The 17,230-nt window shown below is 73.4% G+C and carries 12 protein-coding genes, 3 tRNA genes and 1 pseudogene; 9 read left to right on the plus strand and 7 right to left on the minus strand.

Features of this window, described 5'->3' with window-relative positions:
* Nucleotides 1-365: 365 nt before the first annotated feature.
* The 4 genes and pseudogenes from ACIP2X_RS26160 to ACIP2X_RS26175 all read left to right on the plus strand — a co-directional run.
* The gene (locus tag ACIP2X_RS26160; protein WP_401676931.1) at nucleotides 366-1,814 is read left to right on the plus strand and encodes an acyl-CoA synthetase; all 1,449 of its coding nucleotides are present in this window, start codon (nucleotides 366-368) and stop codon (nucleotides 1,812-1,814) included.
* Nucleotides 1,807-3,162 (plus strand): carboxyl transferase domain-containing protein, encoded by a 1,356-nt coding sequence (locus tag ACIP2X_RS26165; RefSeq protein ID WP_401676933.1) that lies wholly within the window; start codon nucleotides 1,807-1,809, stop codon nucleotides 3,160-3,162. Before ACIP2X_RS26160 ends, ACIP2X_RS26165 begins: the two co-directional genes overlap by 8 nt.
* Nucleotides 3,163-3,455: 293 nt before the next feature.
* Complete coding sequence (locus ACIP2X_RS26170; protein ID WP_401676935.1) at nucleotides 3,456-4,493, plus strand: rod shape-determining protein; 1,038 nt, start codon at nucleotides 3,456-3,458, stop codon at nucleotides 4,491-4,493.
* Nucleotides 4,494-4,519: 26 nt separating this feature from the next.
* Nucleotides 4,520-5,611 (plus strand): annotated as a pseudogene (locus ACIP2X_RS26175) (GAF domain-containing protein); the annotation flags it as partial.
* Nucleotides 5,612-5,619: 8 nt separating this feature from the next.
* Here the strand turns inward: ACIP2X_RS26175 and ACIP2X_RS26180 are convergent.
* Nucleotides 5,620-6,591, minus strand: a complete 972-nt coding sequence (locus ACIP2X_RS26180) for an anti-sigma factor RsbA family regulatory protein (RefSeq protein WP_401676937.1) — start codon at nucleotides 6,589-6,591, stop codon at nucleotides 5,620-5,622.
* Nucleotides 6,588-6,923 (minus strand): STAS domain-containing protein, encoded by a 336-nt coding sequence (locus ACIP2X_RS26185; RefSeq protein ID WP_401676939.1) that lies wholly within the window; start codon nucleotides 6,921-6,923, stop codon nucleotides 6,588-6,590. The genes ACIP2X_RS26180 and ACIP2X_RS26185 overlap by 4 nt, the downstream gene beginning before the upstream one ends.
* 257 nt (nucleotides 6,924-7,180) lie before the next feature.
* On the opposite strand from ACIP2X_RS26185, the gene ACIP2X_RS26190 reads away from it, so the two are divergent.
* The gene (locus ACIP2X_RS26190; RefSeq protein WP_401676940.1) at nucleotides 7,181-7,873 is read left to right on the plus strand and encodes an ANTAR domain-containing response regulator; all 693 of its coding nucleotides are present in this window, start codon (nucleotides 7,181-7,183) and stop codon (nucleotides 7,871-7,873) included.
* 9 nt (nucleotides 7,874-7,882) lie between these two features.
* On the opposite strand, the gene ACIP2X_RS26195 is transcribed toward ACIP2X_RS26190, so the two are convergent.
* The 4 genes from ACIP2X_RS26195 to ACIP2X_RS26210 all read right to left on the minus strand — a co-directional run bounded on the left by ACIP2X_RS26195 (nucleotide 7,883) and on the right by ACIP2X_RS26210 (nucleotide 10,005).
* Nucleotides 7,883-9,421 carry an adenosine deaminase gene (locus tag ACIP2X_RS26195; protein WP_401677248.1) on the minus strand — a complete coding sequence of 513 codons (1,539 nt, stop codon included), beginning with the start codon at nucleotides 9,419-9,421 and terminating at the stop codon, nucleotides 7,883-7,885.
* 189 nt (nucleotides 9,422-9,610) lie between these two features.
* Nucleotides 9,611-9,687: transfer RNA gene (locus tag ACIP2X_RS26200), tRNA-Ile, on the minus strand.
* 167 nt (nucleotides 9,688-9,854) lie between these two features.
* Nucleotides 9,855-9,927 (minus strand) — tRNA-Asn (locus ACIP2X_RS26205).
* A 5-nt stretch (nucleotides 9,928-9,932) separates the two neighbouring features.
* Nucleotides 9,933-10,005 (minus strand) — tRNA-Asn (locus ACIP2X_RS26210).
* Nucleotides 10,006-10,162: 157 nt separating this feature from the next.
* Here ACIP2X_RS26210 and ACIP2X_RS26215 point away from each other — a divergent pair.
* From ACIP2X_RS26215 to ACIP2X_RS26230, 4 genes are all read left to right on the plus strand, one after another.
* Complete coding sequence (locus ACIP2X_RS26215; protein WP_401676942.1) at nucleotides 10,163-10,468, plus strand: YtxH domain-containing protein; 306 nt, start codon at nucleotides 10,163-10,165, stop codon at nucleotides 10,466-10,468.
* A 50-nt stretch (nucleotides 10,469-10,518) separates the two neighbouring features.
* Complete coding sequence (locus ACIP2X_RS26220; RefSeq protein WP_401676944.1) at nucleotides 10,519-11,973, plus strand: FGGY family carbohydrate kinase; 1,455 nt, start codon at nucleotides 10,519-10,521, stop codon at nucleotides 11,971-11,973.
* Nucleotides 11,974-12,083: 110 nt separating this feature from the next.
* The gene (locus ACIP2X_RS26225; protein WP_401676946.1) at nucleotides 12,084-13,817 is read left to right on the plus strand and encodes an ABC transporter ATP-binding protein; all 1,734 of its coding nucleotides are present in this window, start codon (nucleotides 12,084-12,086) and stop codon (nucleotides 13,815-13,817) included.
* Nucleotides 13,817-15,745 (plus strand): ABC transporter ATP-binding protein, encoded by a 1,929-nt coding sequence (locus tag ACIP2X_RS26230; protein ID WP_401676948.1) that lies wholly within the window; start codon nucleotides 13,817-13,819, stop codon nucleotides 15,743-15,745. The genes ACIP2X_RS26225 and ACIP2X_RS26230 overlap by 1 nt, the downstream gene beginning before the upstream one ends.
* Nucleotides 15,746-15,805: 60 nt before the next feature.
* On the opposite strand, the gene ACIP2X_RS26235 is transcribed toward ACIP2X_RS26230, so the two are convergent.
* A complete protein-coding gene (locus tag ACIP2X_RS26235; RefSeq protein ID WP_401676950.1) occupies nucleotides 15,806-17,125 on the minus strand; it encodes a sigma-70 family RNA polymerase sigma factor in 1,320 nt (439 codons plus the stop codon).
* Nucleotides 17,126-17,230 lie beyond the last annotated feature (105 nt).

A 17,230-nucleotide genomic window follows, 5' to 3' on the forward strand; every position in this document is an offset into this window, starting at 1 on the left:
ACAGCGCACACCGGACCACCGACCACGCAAGCCGACCCTCAAGCCCGACAGCGCACACCGGACCACCGACCACGCAAGCCCGACGCCGCCCGCCGACGCCGGCCACCGACCACGCAAGCCCGCCGCCGGCCACCGACGCCGGCCACCGACCACCGCCGCCGCACGCCGACCCTCGAGCCCGACCACGCAAGCCCGACGCCGCCCGCCACCCACCGCCGACGCACGCCGACCCTCAAGCCCGACAGCGCACACCGGACCACCGACCACGCAAGCCCGACGCCGCCCACCGACCACTCACCATCGACGCCCGACGCCCGACCTCCGAAGCCCGACGCCCGACGCCCGATCACCAAGGAGTACGCCGCGTGTCCCCTCTCTTTCCGGCCCTCGCCGAAGGGCCGGCCGGGCTGCCCGCCCTGGCCTTCGGCGACCGCTCCCTGACGTACGCGGCGCTGGCCGCCGCGGCCGGTGCCGTCGCCGAGCGGATCGGTGCCGCCGGCCGCGTCGCCGTCTGGGCGACCCCGGACCTGGAGACCGCCGTCGCCACCGTCGGCGCCCTGGCCGCCCAGGTGGCCGCGGTGCCGCTGAACCCGAAGTCCGGCGAGAAGGAACTCGGCCACATCCTGGCCGACAGCACCCCGGACCTGGTCCTCACCGCGCCCGGCGCCGAACTCCCCGCCGCGCTCGCGGGCCTGCCGCGCGTCGAGGTCGACGTCCGGGCCACCGGCACCGCCCCGGCGCAGGACGCCGACGACGCCACGCCCGCCCTGATCGTCTACACCTCCGGCACCACCGGCCCGCCCAAGGGCGCCGTGATCCCGCGCCGCGCGATCGCCTCGACCCTCGACGCACTGGCCGACGCCTGGCGGTGGACCGGCGACGACGTGCTGGTGCACGGGCTGCCGCTGTTCCATGTGCACGGACTGGTCCTCGGGATCCTCGGCCCGCTCCGGCGCGGCGGATCCGTCCGCCACCTGGGCCGGTTCAGCCCCGAGGGCGTGGCCCGGGAGCTGGGCACCGGCGGGACCATGCTCTTCGGCGTCCCGACGATGTACCACCGCATCGCCGAGGCCCTCCCCACCGACCCCGAGCTGGTCAAGGCGCTGGCCGGGGCGCGCCTGCTGGTCTCGGGCTCGGCCGCCCTGCCCATGCACGACCACGAGCGCATCGCGTCGGCCACCGGCCGCCGGGTCGTCGAGCGCTACGGCATGACCGAGACGCTGATGAACACCGCCGTCCGCGCCGACGGCGAGGCCCGCGCGGGCACCGTCGGCGTCCCGCTCCCCGGCGTGGAGCTGCGGCTGGTGGAGGACAACGGGACGCCGCTGGCGGCGTACGACGGGGAGAGCGTCGGCGAGATCCAGGTGCGCGGCCCGAACCTGTTCACCGAGTACCTCAACCGCCCCGACGCCACCGCCGCCGCCTTCACCGCCGACGGCTGGTTCCGTACCGGCGACATGGCGGTGCGCGATCCGGACGGCCAGGTCCGCATCGTCGGCCGCAAGGCCACCGACCTCATCAAGAGCGGCGGCTACAAGATCGGCGCCGGTGAGATCGAGAACGCGCTCCTGGAGCATCCCGGGGTGCGGGAGGCCGCCGTCACCGGGGAGCCCGACCCGGACCTCGGCGAGCGGATCGTCGCCTGGGTCGTCCCGGCGGACCCCCGTTTCCCGCCCGGTGTCGAGGAACTGGCCGATCACGTCGCCCGCCGGCTCGCCCCGCACAAGCGGCCACGGGTCGTCCACCACCTCGACGCGCTCCCCCGCAACGACATGGGGAAGATCATGAAGCGGTCCCTGGGCAGCCATGCCTGAGCGCCCCTCGGCCCGCGCGGCCCTCGCCCTCGTCACCGAGGACTTCACCGAACTGCCCTACCCGGCACGGCGGTCCGCCCCCGACGGCCCCCTGAACTGGCAGGGCTACGACGCCTCCCGCGCCCGCGCCGCCGAGCGCACCGGCGAGGAGGAGTCCGTCGTCTGCGGCACCGCCCACGTCGAGGGCACCGAAGCGGTCCTCGTCGCCTTCGAGTTCGGCTTCCTCGGCGGCTCGCTCGGCGAACGCACCGGCGACCGGCTGGAGGCGGCGTACAGCCACGCCCGCGCCCACCGGCTGCCGGTCGTCGCGCTGATCGCCACCGGCGGCAGCCGTATGCAGGAGGGCATGGTCGCGCTCACCCAGCTCCAGCGCGTGGCACGGCAGTCGGCGCTCACCCGCGAGGCCGGGCTGGCGCAGCTGGCCGTCGTCCGGGACCCGACCACCGGCGGCGGCTGGGCCACCCTGGGCGCGGGCGCCGACGTGATCCTCGCGCTGCCCGGCGCCCAGGTCGGGTTCGCGGGCTCCCGGGTCCGCCCGGCCGGCGCCGACCCCGCCGCGTACACGGCGGAGGCCCAGGTGGCGGCGGGTGCCGCCGACGCGGTCGTGGCCCCGGAGGAACTGCGGCCGGTGCTCGGGCGCTGGCTGCGGCTGCTGACCGCGCCGTCCACCGCACCGGCGCCCCCGCCCCGCCCCCTGGGCGCGACCGACCTGCCCGCCACCGGCTGGGAGGCGGTCCTGCGCGCCCGCTCGCCGCGGCGCCCCCGCGCACGGAGCTATCTGGACGCCTACTTCACCGAGCGGGTCGCGATCAGCGGCGACCGCTGCGGCGGCACCGACGAGGGCATGCTGTGCGGCTTCGGAGTCCACGCGGGCCGCACCGTCGCGTACGCGGCCCAGACCGGTACGGCGACCCGCCCCGCCGGTTACCGCACCGCGGCCCGGCTGATCCGGCTCGCGGACCGGCTGGGCATCCCGGTGCTGACGCTGGTGGACACCCCGGGCGCCGCGAACGACGCGGAGGCGGAGCGGCAGGGCGCGGGGGCGGCGATCGCCGACGTGTTCGCCGCGGTCGCCGCGGCCCGTACCCCGGTCACGACCCTGGTGATCGGCGAGGGCGGCTCCGGCGGAGCGCTCGCCCTGGCCGCCCCGGGCAGCACCTGGGCGACGCCCGACAGCTACTTCTCGGTCATAGCCCCCGAGCCGGCCGCCGCGATCCTCAAGCGGCCACCGCAGGAGGTGGAGTCGACGGCCGGCCAACTCCGGCTCCGGCCGCAGGACTTGGTGGACCTGGGCATGGCCCGAACAAGTGAGCAGTTGTTCCCTGAAACAGGTGATCATCACTCATGAGGGCGAGTGGGGCAGGCGTGGCGGACGATGCTCACGGTGCGCGAGCGACGTAATGCGGACCGTGGCGGAGCGATCTGACGGTCCGAGCGGCACGACGGCGCCCCTCCCCGTCCCAGGGGGGGGCGGCGCCGTCCGCGTCAAGCGTCCCGGGCGCGGCGCTCCGAACGACCACCCGTACGGCCGCACCCCGCCCGGCCCCCTCCAGAAGGCGGCCCCCGTCCGACCCCCCGCACGATGCAGAAGAGGGCCCGCCGACCGGCGGCACCTCGGCTCGCAGGCCCGGGAGGACCGCCATGACCGCCAGTCTGGAACAGCTGCGGCGCTGCCATTTCGCCGTCGACCTGGGGGCGGCGCGGACGCGGGTGTACGTCAGGGGCGCCGGGCTCGTCGTGGACCAGCCGTCGGCTGCCGCCGTCAACACCCGTAGCGGAGCGCTGATCGCGGTCGGTGAGCTCGCCGAGCAGATGACGGGACGCACGCCGGACTACATCCGGGTCGTACGGCCGGTGTCCGGCGGCACGGTGGTCGACATCGAGATGGCCCAGCGGATGCTGCGCCATCTGCTCGGCGACAAGATGCGGCGGCACCTGCGCCGCAAGCCCCGGCTGCGGGCCGCCGCGTGCACCCCGCACGACGCCGATCCGCTCGCCCAGCGCGCGACCATCGAGACCCTCGTGGGCCTCGGGGCCCGGCGCGTCGAACTGGTCGACACGCTCATCGCGGCCGCCGTCGGCTGCGGTCTTCCGGTCGAGCAGCCCGAGGCGACGATGGTCCTGGTGTGCGGGGCCGCCGCCACGCAGGTCGCGGTGCTCTCCCTCGGTTCCATCGTCACCGCCGTGCGGATCCCGGTCGGCGGCGAGGCCGTGGACCACGCGATCGTGCAGCACCTGCGGCACGAACACGAACTGGTGCTGCCCAGCCAGTCGGTGCGGCCGCTGCAGATCGCCCTCTCGGGCAACGGGCTCACCCCTCAGGGGCCGGCCTCCACGGAGATCCACGGCCGCGACGTGGCCACCGGTCTCGCCCGCAGCGTGCGCATCGACACCGCCGCCGTGCGGGAGGCCATCCAGACGCCGCTGACCGCGGTGCTCGACGGCATCGGCAAGGTGCTGCGGGACTGCCCGCCGGACCTGGTGGCCGACCTCGCCGACCGGGGGATCATGATGGTCGGCGGCAGCGCCCTGCTCCCGGGCTTCGACCAGATGCTGCGGCAGGCCACCGGCATGCCCGTGCACATCGCCGAGCGGCCCGACGTCTGCGCGGTGCAGGGCCTCGGCACCATGCTGGAGGGCAGGATCGAACCGCTGGAGCTGGATCCGCTGGGCAGCTGAGCCGCCGCACGGGCCCCGGGCCGGACATGCCCGACGCACCCCGCCTCCCCGCCCTCCTGCTCGGGGCCGTCCTCGGCGTCGGCGCCGACCTCGGTCTGCGCGCCACCCTCCAGCGCATCGTCGACGGCGCGGCCGAACTGACCGGCGCCCGGTACGCCGCCCTCCGCCCGCGCGACCCGGGCCACGACGGCCTGGACGAGATCCGCGGGGCGGGTTCGCCCCCCACACCCCCGCGCACCCCCACCCTCGACGTACCGATCCACGTCGACGCCGAGGAGTTCGGCCATCTCCGGCTGGCCGGCAAGCACGGCGGCGGCCCGTTCACCACGGAGGACGAGCAACTGCTGCACGTCCTCGCCGCCCAGGCCGGCATCGCCCTCGGCAACGCCCGGCTGTACGAGGCCGCCCGGCAGCGGGAGCGCTGGATCGAGGGCGTGGCCGCCGTCACCACCGCGCTGCTCGGCGGCGAGAGCGCCGACGACGCGCTGAGGACGGTCGCCGAACGGGCCCGGCTCCTCGCCGACGCGGCCGCCGGCGTCATCCTGCTGCCCACCGAGGCGGGCGGCATGGAGATCGTCGTCGCCGCCCACGAGGACCCCGCCGACCTCGTCGGCACGACCATCGCGCCCGGCAGCCCCGTCCTCGAACAACTCCTCGGCGGCGAGCCGGTCTTCGTCGACGACTCGGCGACCGACCCGCGTATGACGACCCGGGTGCGGCACCGGTTCGGCCCCAGCATGCTGCTGCCGTTGCAGTCGGGCGGCCGGCTGATCGGCACCCTCGCCCTGCCCCGGCTGCGCGGCGACCGCCCGTACACACCCCTGGAGCGGCTGCTGGCCGGCCAGTTCGCCTCCCAGGCCGCGCTCGCCCTGGTCCTCGCCGACGCCCGGCACAGCCGGGCCCGCCTCGCGGTCTACGAGGACCGCGACCGGATCGCCCGCGATCTGCACGACCTGGTCGTGCAACGGCTGTTCGCCACCGCGCTGATGCTGGAGGGCGCCCAGCGCCGCGCCGAGGCCGGCGCCGTCCACCAGCGGCTCGGACGGGCGGTGGACGAACTCCACGCGACCATCGAGGAGGTCCGCGCGACGATCCTGACCCTCCAGCAGCCCCCGGCGTAGCCGCCTCAGCGGGAGAACCAGCAGCGGACCGTCGTACCCGACTCGTCCGCGTGCACCCGGACGAGGTCGGCGACCATGTTCACCAGCAGCAGCCCCCGACCGCCGCGCTGGTCACGGGAGGCCGGGCGGCGGCCCGCCAGCGGATCCGTCAGCCGTCCCTCGTCGCGCACCTCGCACACCACGTGCCCGTCCTCGGCCCACAGCCGCAGCACGCCCGAGCCGCCGCCGTGCACCACGCTGTTGGTGGTCAGCTCGGCGGTGGCCAGCGCCAGGTCCTCCAGCCCGATGCCGGCCAGCCCGAACCGCGCCGCCTCGGCGGTGGCGGCGTGCCGGGCGTCAGGCAGGGTGTCCGCGGTGAAGTGGAAGGCGGGCGCGTCCGGCACGACGGGCAGGGGCAGGTTGCAGCGGCGGGCGACGCCCTCCCAGTCGTACTCCGCGCTGCTCTGCTCCCGGCCCGCGGCGACGACCGTCGGATGGGTGGCGCGGGCGTCGGCGAGCACCTCGTCGTCCAGGGCGGCGGTGTCGTACGGGCACAGCACGGTCATCCGGCGGCCGCCGAAAGCGGCGTTGATCAGGGCCTCGTGCTGGGTGCAGGCGGGCTGCTCGGCGGGCGTGCGGCCGGCCCAGATCGGCTCGCCGACGATCCGGACCCGGCGGCCGGCCGGCTGGGCGTCGGCGAACGCGTGGAGCACACCGGGGATGATGCGGCCGGGGTTGCGCCCGGCCTCGCGCATGTCGAGCAGCCGCACCGCGTCGGCCAGGTCGCCGAGCCCGTCCCGGATCAGGGTCAGGTTCCGGCCGGGCACGGCCACCGCCACCGGCTCCCCGGCGGCGAGGCCCGCGCGGACGAAAGGGAGGACGCCGTCGAGGTACTCGGTCTCGCCGGCGTAGAACAGGGCGGGGTGCGCGAAGGGTTCGGACCGGGCCGGACGGTCGGCGAACCCGACGGAGTCGGAGGACTCGGCCGGTGCGCTCATGACGTCGTCACCTCGATCGCCGACAGATCGGGCCAGAACAGTTCCAGGGTCCGGCACAGGGCCTGCGGCGGCCGGTGCAGCACGATCCGCCGGCCGTCGGGCAGCCGCCGCGCGGCGTCCACGAGCACGTCGGCGCCCCCGACGTCCACGAACGTCACGGCGGACAGCTCCAGATGGCACACGTCCCGGCCGTCGCGCACCACCTCTTCCAGCGCGCTCTCCCAGATCCGTCGCGTGGTCAGCCCCACCTCGCCCACCGCGCGCACGCCGAACCGCTCGGCCAGCGGTGCGACGGTCAGCGCCGCCGCCGTGCCGCCGGGACGGTGCGTCATGCGGTACCGGATGGTCACTGCCGACTCCCCCTCCTCCTGGTCACCGTCGCTCGTACCCCGACGCGATCCGGTCAATCCAGGAAGTTCGGCGACCGGGGGGTGTAGGGCGCCGCACCCCGGGCAGGCGCACGTTCAGCATCGGGGCGGCGGGGGGCTCCACACGACATCGGGAAACGTGAAGAGCCGTGGGCGGAAGTGACGTCGCGCCAGGACGTCGACGGCCGCCCAGGGCTTCAGGGGACCACGAAGGCGGTGACATGACCCCAGTGGCACCACCCTCTCTCGCGGAGCGGTCGTATCCACTCACCATCGACGGGGGCGCGGACGGCAGTGGCCGGGCCGTGCTCCGCGCGCGGGGTGAGATCGTCCACGGATGCGATGCCGTCCTCGCCGCGGCACTCGCCGAACTCCCCGCCTCCACCCGGCGGGTGGAGCTGGACATGACCGGCGTGATCTTCATGGACACGGCGGGACAACACTTCCTGGACACCCTGCGCGACCACGGGCAACGACACCTGATCGCGGTCTCCGCCACCAACTGGCACGGCCAGCCGCGCCGCATCCTGGAGCTGATCGGCTTGGACACCTCCGACCCCCTGCGCCCCGTGGACCCGAACCCGCAGGGCCTGCGCTCGCGCGCCCCGCTGTCCTCCTCCGTGTCCCTGGAGCGCGCGGAACAGCTCCACGAACTGCGCGAGGAGATCGAGCACCTGCGCCGGGCCATCGCCTCCCGCCCGGTGATCGACCAGGCCCGCGGCATCCTCATGGCCACGCACTCCTGCACCTCCGACGAGGCCTGGCACATCCTGCGCGAGGCCTCCCAGCTGTCCAACACCAAGCTCCACACGGTCGCCGCGGCCATCACCTCCGGCGCGGAGAGCGAGGCCCCGCCCCCGCCCGGCGAGGTACGCGAGGCGCTGCGCCGGGCCCTGGCGCGAAGGGGCCGGTGAGCGGGTCGCCTACGAGCGGGTCCCCCGCGTCCCGCCGCCGCCGAAGGCCTCCTCGAACCGCTCGAAGGCGGCCTCCTGCCGCCACTGGAGCCGGGCTCTGTGGCTGCGCTCCAGCAGCCGGCGGCAGTCCGTCCCGGGTGCGGGCTCCCCGGGACGCTGTCCCCGGCAGGCGGCCACCGGCCGGTACCCGTCCCGCGCCGGGCTCCCGAGCCACAGGCTCCGGCCCGGCAGGAAGGCGTACTCCAGCGAGGCCCGCGCCAGATCCTTCAGATCCGGGTACGACAGCCCGTAGGTCAAGGCCGCGTACCGGTACTCGGCGCCGATGTCGGTGCGGCTGACGCCGGGGTCGTCGGTGGCGAGCACGACGGGGACGCCGTGGCGGCGGTAGACGTCGAAGGGATGGTCGTCGCCGCGCACCCCGAGGACCTGGGCGTTGCTGGTGAAGGGCACCTCGACGGCGATCTCGCGGGCGGCCATGGTGCGCAGCGTGCGCCGGCGGTCGTGCTCGTGGAGCAGGTCGACCCCGTGGCCGACGCGCTCGGCGCCGGCGACGTGGACGGCGTCATGGATGTGGAACGTCAGGTCCTCGGGCTTGACCAGCCCCGGCACCAGTTCTCCGGCGTGCAGCGTGAGGTGCGCGCGGGGGTGGAGGCGGCGCAGGTGGTCGAGCATGCGCATGTGGAGGCGGTAGTCGCGCAGGGCGACCTCCCCGTCCTCGGGCTGGACGAGGTTGACCGCGACGAAGCGGGGGTCCTCTTCGGCCAGGCGCATGCCGAGCGCGATCTGGGTGAACACCCGCTCCGGTGAACCGCCGCGCAGCACATGGGAGATGAACCGGACGGGCAGCGCGCAGGCGGGCCGCGGACGACCGGTGTCGCAGCGGGCGGCCGCACGGAACTCGGCGTCGGCGGCGTCGGCCTCCGCGCGGGCCTCGGCCACCAGCCGGTCCAGCTCGCCCCCGGCCGTGAGTCCGGCGAACATCCGTGTGAGGTCGCTGTCCCAGCCGACCTCGTCGGCGAGCCGCTCGGCCGCCGCGGCGGCCGGGGTGACCATGGTCTCCAGGTAGGACTGCTGCTGCGCGGCCACGTCGTCCGCGACCTCGGCGAGCAGCTTGCCGCGGTGCGGCTCGCTCACCGCCGCGAACTTGCCGAAGGTGGCGAAGAAGTGGTCGTGGCCCCTCCCGCCGGGCGGGAAGCCGTGCATGGACCAGGCGCGCAGGATCGTCTCGTGGAAGGCCCGGTCGGTACGGGCGTCGGCGGCCGGGCGGGTCCCGGGCCCGCACGGCGGCGCGACGGCGGTCGTCGTCGCGGTGTCGACGCACAGCCCGTCCTCGGCGGCCAGCTCGATCAGATACTCCGTGGCGGCCGCACCGGAGAGGTGCTGGTGCAGGTCCGCCCCTTTGGGCAGCCGGCGGAAGAAATCGGCCAGGAGCCGGGGGTCGTCCCGGACGGCGTATAGATACGCGTCCGTACCGCGCTCGGACGCGGTCACCGGCCGTGGCGTCAAGGCCGCTTGGGCGGGCGCGGGCATCAGCAGCGTGGTCGACATCAGCAGTGCCGACACCAGGGGGCGAAGGATCGCAGCGGTCACGCCCGCATCATCGTCAGCCGCACCCCGGCAGATGCCCGGCTCCGGCGCGGCGAAGGGGACGACCACCCGCGTGGGTGTCCTCGGGGCCCCACGCTCGTTGAACCCGACGGCCCGATGGACCAGAAACGCTTCTGCACCCGGGGTGGGTGGTGGGGCGGGTGGGACTCGAACCCACGGCCGACGGATTATGAGTCCGCTGCTCTAACCGGCTGAGCTACCGCCCCATAGCGGCGTGTCGCGCACATTTGTACGCGCCGTCTGCCGCAGCATAGCCGCTCATACGATCTCCTGCTCCGGATGGTCGGCTTCACATGACCTTGAGGACTTCCCCATGGCCCGGGCGGTTCCGCCGGACATGAAAAAGGACCCCGACGGGGTCCTCTTCAGGCTGCTCCCCCGACTGGACTCGAACCAGTAACCTGCCGGTTAACAGCCGGCTGCTCTGCCAATTGAGCTACGGAGGACCGAGCTCCCCCGACTGGACTCGAACCAGTAACCTGCCGGTTAACAGCCGGCTGCTCTGCCAATTGAGCTACGGAGGAATGCCTCGTTGCATCGAACGTACTCACCTGGGTATCCGCCAGGGGGCGCGCGCTCGCTGCGACACATACATTAGCGCAAGCAGGGGGGTGCTTCGCCAATCGGTACTCCCGGCTCGAGGCCGCGCCAGAGGACCTACGCAAGGGAAGGGTGGCCGCCATGCGTTACCGGCTCACGTTCGTCGTCGGACTCGCTCTGGGTTACGTGCTGGGCACACGGGCCGGGCGCGAACGCTACGAGCAACTGAAGAAGACCGCGCGGCAGGTCGCGCAGAACCCCGCCGTCCGCAACACCGCCGAGACGGCCGCGCTGCAGGGCCGCCAGTTCGCGGGCAAGGCGTTCCACACGGTGAGCGAGAAGGTCGGCGACCGTATGCCCGACTCGGTCGCCCATCGCGTCCGCTCCCTGCGCGAGCGCAACATCAACGGCTCGGCGGAGGACGACTGGGGCACGAGCAACACCTGAGAGGGCGCCCACGGCCCGAGCATGGGCGGCTCTGCGGCAGAATTTGAGCCATGGGGATAGTCGCCGGGTTGGACAGTTCGCCCGATTTCACTCGTATCGTCGTCTGCGACGCGGACACCGGAGCCGTGCTGCGGCAGGGCTACGCGCCGCATCCGGTGGAGGGCGCCGAGGGCGGCGGGCGGCCCAGTGACGTCGATCCACAGGCGTGGCTGCTGTCCCTGGGCGAGGCCGCCGGCGGCGGACTGCTGGAAGGCGTGCAGGCCATCGGGGTCTCCGCCCAGCAGAACGCCCTCGTACCGCTGGACGCGCAGGGCGGCACCGTGCGGCCCGCGCTGGTCGGCGCCGACAAGCGGGCGCAGGTCTCGGCGGCCGATCTGATCGACGCGCTGGGCGGGCGCGAGGCGTGGGCGCAGGCCGTGGGCTCCGTGCCGCAGGCCGCCCAGCCGGTGACCAAGCTGCGCTGGCTCGCCCGCAACGAACCCGAGAACGCGGCCCGGGTCGCCCTGCTGATGCAGGCGCACGACTGGCTGGTGTGGCAGTTGCTGGGCCGCCCGGTCCGGCGGACCACCGACCGGGGCGGCGCCTCGGGCACCGGCTACTGGTCCGCCGCCATCGGCGGCTACCGGCCCGACCTGGTGGAGCTGGCGCTCGGTCACCAGGTCATGCTGCCCGAGGTGATCGGGCCGTCCGAGGCGGCCGGTACGACGCCGGAGGGACTGCTGATCTCCGCCGGGACCGGCGAGACCATGGCCGCCGCCTTCGGGCTGGGCCTCGGCTTCGGGGACGCGGTCGTCTCGCTGGGTGCCTCCGGTTCCGTGATGGCCGTGCACCCCGAGGCGCTCCAGGACGGCTCCGGGATGATCACCTCCCTCGCCGACGCCACCGGCATGCATCTGCCCGTGGTCACCACGCTGAACGCGGTGCGCACCCTGCGCGGCACCGCCGAGCTGCTCGGGCTGCCCGACCTGGAGAGCCTGTCCGACCTCGCGATGAAGTCGACGCCCGGCTCCCACGGTCTCGTGCTGCTGCCCTATCTGGAGGGTGAGCGCACGCCCTCGCTGCCGCACACCGCGGGGACGCTGACCGGGCTGCGGCGGGAGTCGATGAAGGCGGAGCATCTGGCGCGGGCCTCCTTCGAGGGCATGCTCTGCGGCCTGGCCGACGCGCTGGACGTCCTGCGCGGGCGCGGGGTGGAGGTGCGGCGGGTCTTCCTGCTGGGGGCGGCGGCCGAGCTGCCGGCCGTCCAGGCCTCGGCCCCCTCGCTGTTCGGGGCGCAGGTCGTCGTACCGCAGCCCGCGGACTACGCGGCGATCGGGGCGGCCCGGCAGGCGGCATGGGCACTCGGCGCGTCCCAGGGCACCCTCGATCCGCGCACGCCGCCGGCCTGGCAGGGCGCGGTCGCGCAGGTGCTGGAGCCCGGCGAGGACCTGGCGGTCGGGCAGGCGGTGCGCCAGCAGTACGTCTCGGTGCGGGAGCAGACCCATCCGGGCGCGTTCCACGTCTAGGGCCTGTCGGCCTTCGGGCCGCACGGGTTGAGGTAACGCGGGTGGAGTGTCCGACGATAGGGGCCAGGGGCAACCATTCACCCCCCTGTCGCCGACTCCGAGAGAACAGCGTGCTCATACGACTGCTGCGGACCTACCTCAGGCCCTACAAGAGACCCATCGCCGTGCTGGTGCTGCTCCAGTTCCTGCAGACCTGCGCGACCCTCTACCTGCCCACGCTGAACGCCCACATCATCGACAACGGTGTCGTCCTCGGCGACACCGGTCGGATCATGTCCTTCGGCGCCGTGATGATCGGCGTCTCGCTGGTCCAGGTGGTGTGCAACATCGGTGCCGTCTACTACGGCGCCCGCACCGCCTCGGCGCTCGGCCGGGACGTGCGCGCCGCGATCTTCGACCGGGTGCAGTCGTTCTCCGCGCGTGAGGTGGGCCACTTCGGCGCGCCCTCGCTGATCACGCGGACCACCAACGACGTGCAACAGGTGCAGATGCTGTGCCTGATGACCTTCACCCTGATGGTGTCGGCACCGATCATGTGTGTCGGGGGCATCGTGCTGGCACTCGGCCTGGACGTGCCGCTGTCCGGGGTACTGGTCGCCGTGGTGCCGCTGCTGGGCCTCACCGTGACCTTGATCGTGCGGTCGCTGCGGCCGCTGTTCCGTTCGATGCAGGTGCGGTTGGACACGGTCAACCGGGTGCTGCGCGAGCAGATCACCGGCAACCGGGTGATCCGCGCCTTCGTGCGCGACGCGTACGAGCAGGACCGCTTCCGGAAGGCCAACGCCGACCTGACGGAGGTGTCGCTCGGCACCGGCAAGCTGCTCGCGCTGATGTTCCCGATCGTCATGACGGTCGTGAACGTCTCGTCGATCGCGGTGGTGTGGTTCGGCGCCCACCGCATCGACAGCGGCGGAATGCAGATCGGTGACCTGACGGCGTACCTCGCCTATCTGCTGCAGATCGTGATGTCCGTGATGATGGCCACCTTCATGTTCATGATGGTGCCGCGCGCCGAGGTGTGCGCCGAACGGATCCAGGACGTGCTGGAGACCGGCTCCAGCGTCGTGCCGCCGGTGGCGCCGGTGCGCGAGCTGCACCGGCACGGGCATCTGGAGATCCGCGGGGCCGGCTTCCGCTACCCGGGTGCCGAGGAGCCGGTGCTGAGGGGCATCGAGATGGTCGCCCGGCCCGGTGAGACCACCGCCGTGATCGGCTCGACCGGCAGCGGCAAGTCCACGCTGCTCGGGCTGGTGCCCCGGCTCTTCGACGTCACCGACGGGCAGGTGCTGGTCGACGGGGTGGACGTCCGGACGATCGACCCGAGGGTGCTGGCCAGCACCGTGGGGCTGGTGCCGCAGAAGCCGTACCTCTTCGCCGGCACGGTCGCGACCAACCTCCGGTACGGCAATCCGGACGCGACCGACGAGGAACTGTGGCACGCGCTGGAGGTGGCGCAGGCCAAGGCGTTCGTCGAGGGGCTGGAGGGCGGGCTGGACGCGCCGGTCGCGCAGGGCGGGACCAATGTCTCCGGCGGTCAGCGGCAGCGGCTCGCGATCGCGCGGACGCTGGTGCAGCGCCCCGAGATCTACCTGTTCGACGACTCCTTCTCCGCCCTCGACTACGCCACCGACGCCGCGCTGCGCGCGGCGCTCACCCGGGAGACCGCGCGGGCGACCGTGGTGATCGTCGCCCAGCGGGTGGCGACCATCCGGGACGCCGACCGGATCGTCGTGCTGGACGCCGGCCGAGTGGTGGGCACCGGGACGCACCGCGAGCTGATGGCGGACAACGAGACCTACCGGGAGATCGTGCTCTCCCAGCTGACGGAAGCGGAGGCTGCCTGATGGCCGGTCCGATGGGGCGGATGATGGCCGGGACCGGCCCCGACCATCGCTCGATGGACTTCCGGGTGTCGGGACGCCGGCTGGTCGGCCGGTTCCGGCACGAGCGGCTGACCATCGGCGCGCTGCTGCTGTGCGTGGTGGTGAGCGTGGGGCTGTCGGTGATCGGCCCGAAGATCCTGGGCGACGCCACCGACCTGGTGTTCTCGGGGATCGTCGGCCGGGAGCTGCCGGCCGGGACGAGCAAGGAGCAGGCGCTCGACGCCATGCGCGAGCGCGGTGACGGCGCCGTGGCCGACATGCTCCGCAGCACGGACTTCACGCCGGGCCGGGGCATCGACTTCGACGCGGTGGGGAACGTACTGCTGCTGGCGCTGGTGGTGTTCGTGGTCGCGGGGCTGCTGATGGCGGTGGCGACGCGGCTGGTGAACCGGGCCGTCAACCGGACGATGTACCGGATGCGCGAGGACGTGCAGACGAAGCTGTCGCGGCTGCCCCTGTCGTACTTCGACAAGCGGCAGCGCGGTGAGGTGCTGAGCCGGGCGACCAACGACATCGACAACATCGGCCAGACCCTCCAGCAGTCGATGGGACAGCTGATCAACTCGCTGCTGACCATCATCGGCGTGCTGGCGATGATGTTCTGGGTGTCCTGGATCCTGGCGCTGGTGGCGCTGGTGACGGTCCCGCTGTCGCTGTCCGTGGCGACGTACGTGGGCAAGCGGTCGCAGCCGCACTTCGTGCAGCAGTGGCGCTCGACGGGTCAGCTGAACGCGCATGTGGAGGAGATGTACACCGGGCACACGCTGGTGAAGGTGTTCGGGCGGCAGGAGGAGTCGGCGCGGCAGTTCGCCGAGCAGAACGAGGCGCTGTACGAGGCCGGGTTCCGGGCGCAGTTCAACAGCGGGGTCATGCAGCCGCTGATGCTGTTCGTGTCGAACCTGAACTACGTGCTGGTCGCGGTGGTCGGCGGTCTGCGGGTCGCCTCCGGCTCGCTGTCGATCGGTGACGTGCAGGCCTTCATCCAGTACTCGCGGCAGTTCTCGATGCCCCTGACGCAGCTCGCCTCCATGGCGAACCTGGTGCAGTCCGGGGTGGCCTCGTCCGAGCGCGTCTTCGAACTCCTCGACGCGCCGGAGCAGTCGGCGGACCCCGTGCCGGGGCTGCGTCCGCAGGAGCTGCGGGGCCGGGTGGCGCTGGAGGGCGTGTCCTTCCGGTACGACCCGGACAAGCCGCTGATCGAGGATCTGACGCTGGCGGTGGAGCCGGGGCAGACGGTCGCGATCGTCGGACCGACCGGGGCGGGCAAGACCACGCTGGTCAATCTGCTGATGCGGTTCTACGAGGTGTCCGGGGGCCGGATCACGCTCGACGGGGCCGACATCGCGCGGATGTCCCGCGACGAACTGCGGGCCGGGATCGGGATGGTGCTCCAGGACACCTGGCTGTTCGGCGGGACGATCGCCGAGAACATCGCGTACGGGGCGGCGCGCGAGGTCACCCGGGGCGAGATCGAGGAGGCGGCGCGGGCGGCCCACGCCGACCGCTTCATCCGTACGCTGCCCGACGGCTACGACACGGTGATCGACGACGACGGGGCGGGGGTCAGCGCGGGTGAGAAGCAGCTCATCACGATCGCGCGGGCGTTCCTGTCCGACCCGGTGATCCTGGTGCTGGACGAGGCGACGTCCTCGGTGGACACCCGCACCGAGGTGCTGATCCAGAAGGCGATGGCGAAGCTCGCGCACGGCCGGACCTCGTTCGTGATCGCGCACCGGCTGTCGACCATCCGGGACGCGGACACGATCCTGGTCATGGAGAACGGGGCGATCGTCGAGCAGGGGGCGCACTCCGCGCTGCTGGCCGCCGACGGTGCCTACGCGCGCCTGTACAAGGCGCAGTTCGCGGAGGCGGTGGCCGAGGTCGACTGAGCCGGTGACCGGTCCGGGGGCGCCGCCGCCACTGCCGCGGCGGCACCCCCGGGTCACGGGTCAGTCCAGGTAGCCCCTCAGCTGGTCCGCGAAGGCGTGGTCGCGCAGCTTGTTCAGGGTCTTCGACTCGATCTGGCGTATCCGTTCGCGGGTGACGCCGAAGATCCGGCCGATCTCCTCCAGCGTGCGGGGGCGGCCGTCGTCCAGGCCGTAGCGGAGCTGGACGACCTTGCGCTCCCGCTCGCCCAGGGTCGACAGGACCGCCTCCAGATGCTCCCGCAGGAGGAGGAAGGCGGCCGATTCCACGGGGCTGGCCGCGTCGCCGTCCTCGATCAGGTCGCCGAGGGCCACGTCGTCCTCCTCGCCCACGGGGGCGTGCAGGGAGACCGGCTCCTGGGCGAGGCGCAGCACCTCGCCGACCCGCTCGGGCGGCAGGTCGAGCTGGGCGGCGACCTCTTCGGGAGTGGGTTCGTAGCCGCGTTCCTGGAGCATCCGGCGCTGCACCCGGACCACGCGGTTGATCAACTCGACCACGTGGACGGGGACCCGGATCGTGCGGGCCTGGTCGGCGAGGGCGCGGGACATGGCCTGGCGGATCCACCAGGTCGCGTACGTGGAGAACTTGTAGCCGCGCGCGTAGTCGAACTTCTCGACCGCGCGGATGAGGCCGAGGTTGCCCTCCTGCACCAGGTCCAGCATGGTCAGGCCGCGGCCGACGTACCGCTTGGCGACCGAGACGACGAGCCGCAGGTTCGCCTCGATGAGACGGCGTTTGGCCATCCTGCCCATGACGACCAGGCGGTCCAGGTCCAGCGCCAGCTGCGAGTCCAGGTCGGCCGCGCCGCTCAGCTTCGCCTCGGCGAACAGTCCGGCCTCGACCCGGCGCGCGAGTTCGACCTCCTCGGCCGCGCTGAGCAGCGGGATGCGGCCGATCTCCCTCAGGTACTGGCGGAACAGGTCCGAGGACGGGCCACCGGTGTCGGCCCGGCTGGGCACGGGCGGCTCCACGGGCTCGTCCTGGATCACCGGTTCCGCGTCGGCGGCCTCCTCGGGGTGCCCGGCGGTCTCCGTGACCTCGGGCGGTTCCGTCTCCGGGTGGCGCGCGGCCCGGCCCTGCGGCGGCACGGCCACCAGTACTCCGGGCTCCGCGTCCGGCGCGCTGCCGTCGGCGCCGGTGGCACTGCCGGCGTCGGTCTGGATGAGGGTCTGGGTCTGCACGGGGGCGACCTCCAGGATGATCGCTGCTGAGACGTGCGGCAGCGCTGCTCGGGGGACGGAGTCGGCGGCCTCGCCGCTGTCCGTCCCGTACGCGACGAGCGGAACAGCGGGGGCGAGGGATCCGTCGGGGACGGATCGGCCGCGCTCCGAGGACTCAGGCACCGGGACCCAGTGTGGGGTACGACACATCGCCGCCACGAGGGGCGTGCGGTGACTTTTTGCGTCCGGCCCGTGACGGGGCGGTCATCGCGGGGCCCGGGGGGCGGT

This window comes from Streptomyces sp. NPDC089424, assembly GCF_044749345.1.
In the GTDB taxonomy this organism is placed as follows: domain Bacteria; phylum Actinomycetota; class Actinomycetes; order Streptomycetales; family Streptomycetaceae; genus Streptomyces.

What these genes read in the sequence shown, in the direction of transcription:
- ACIP2X_RS26230 (WP_401676948.1), top strand. Translation starts at nt 13,817, where the DNA reads ATGGCCGGTCCGATGGGGCGGATGATGGCCGGGACCGGCCCCGACCAT.
- ACIP2X_RS26215 (WP_401676942.1), top strand. Translation starts at nt 10,163, where the DNA reads ATGCGTTACCGGCTCACGTTCGTCGTCGGACTCGCTCTGGGTTACGTG.
- ACIP2X_RS26190 (WP_401676940.1), top strand. Translation starts at nt 7,181, where the DNA reads ATGACCCCAGTGGCACCACCCTCTCTCGCGGAGCGGTCGTATCCACTC.
- ACIP2X_RS26195 (WP_401677248.1), bottom strand. Translation starts at nt 9,421, where the DNA reads ATGTCGACCACGCTGCTGATGCCCGCGCCCGCCCAAGCGGCCTTGACG.
- ACIP2X_RS26185 (WP_401676939.1), bottom strand. Translation starts at nt 6,923, where the DNA reads ATGACGCACCGTCCCGGCGGCACGGCGGCGGCGCTGACCGTCGCACCG.
- ACIP2X_RS26165 (WP_401676933.1), top strand. Translation starts at nt 1,807, where the DNA reads ATGCCTGAGCGCCCCTCGGCCCGCGCGGCCCTCGCCCTCGTCACCGAG.
- ACIP2X_RS26180 (WP_401676937.1), bottom strand. Translation starts at nt 6,591, where the DNA reads ATGAGCGCACCGGCCGAGTCCTCCGACTCCGTCGGGTTCGCCGACCGT.
- ACIP2X_RS26170 (WP_401676935.1), top strand. Translation starts at nt 3,456, where the DNA reads ATGACCGCCAGTCTGGAACAGCTGCGGCGCTGCCATTTCGCCGTCGAC.
- ACIP2X_RS26220 (WP_401676944.1), top strand. Translation starts at nt 10,519, where the DNA reads ATGGGGATAGTCGCCGGGTTGGACAGTTCGCCCGATTTCACTCGTATC.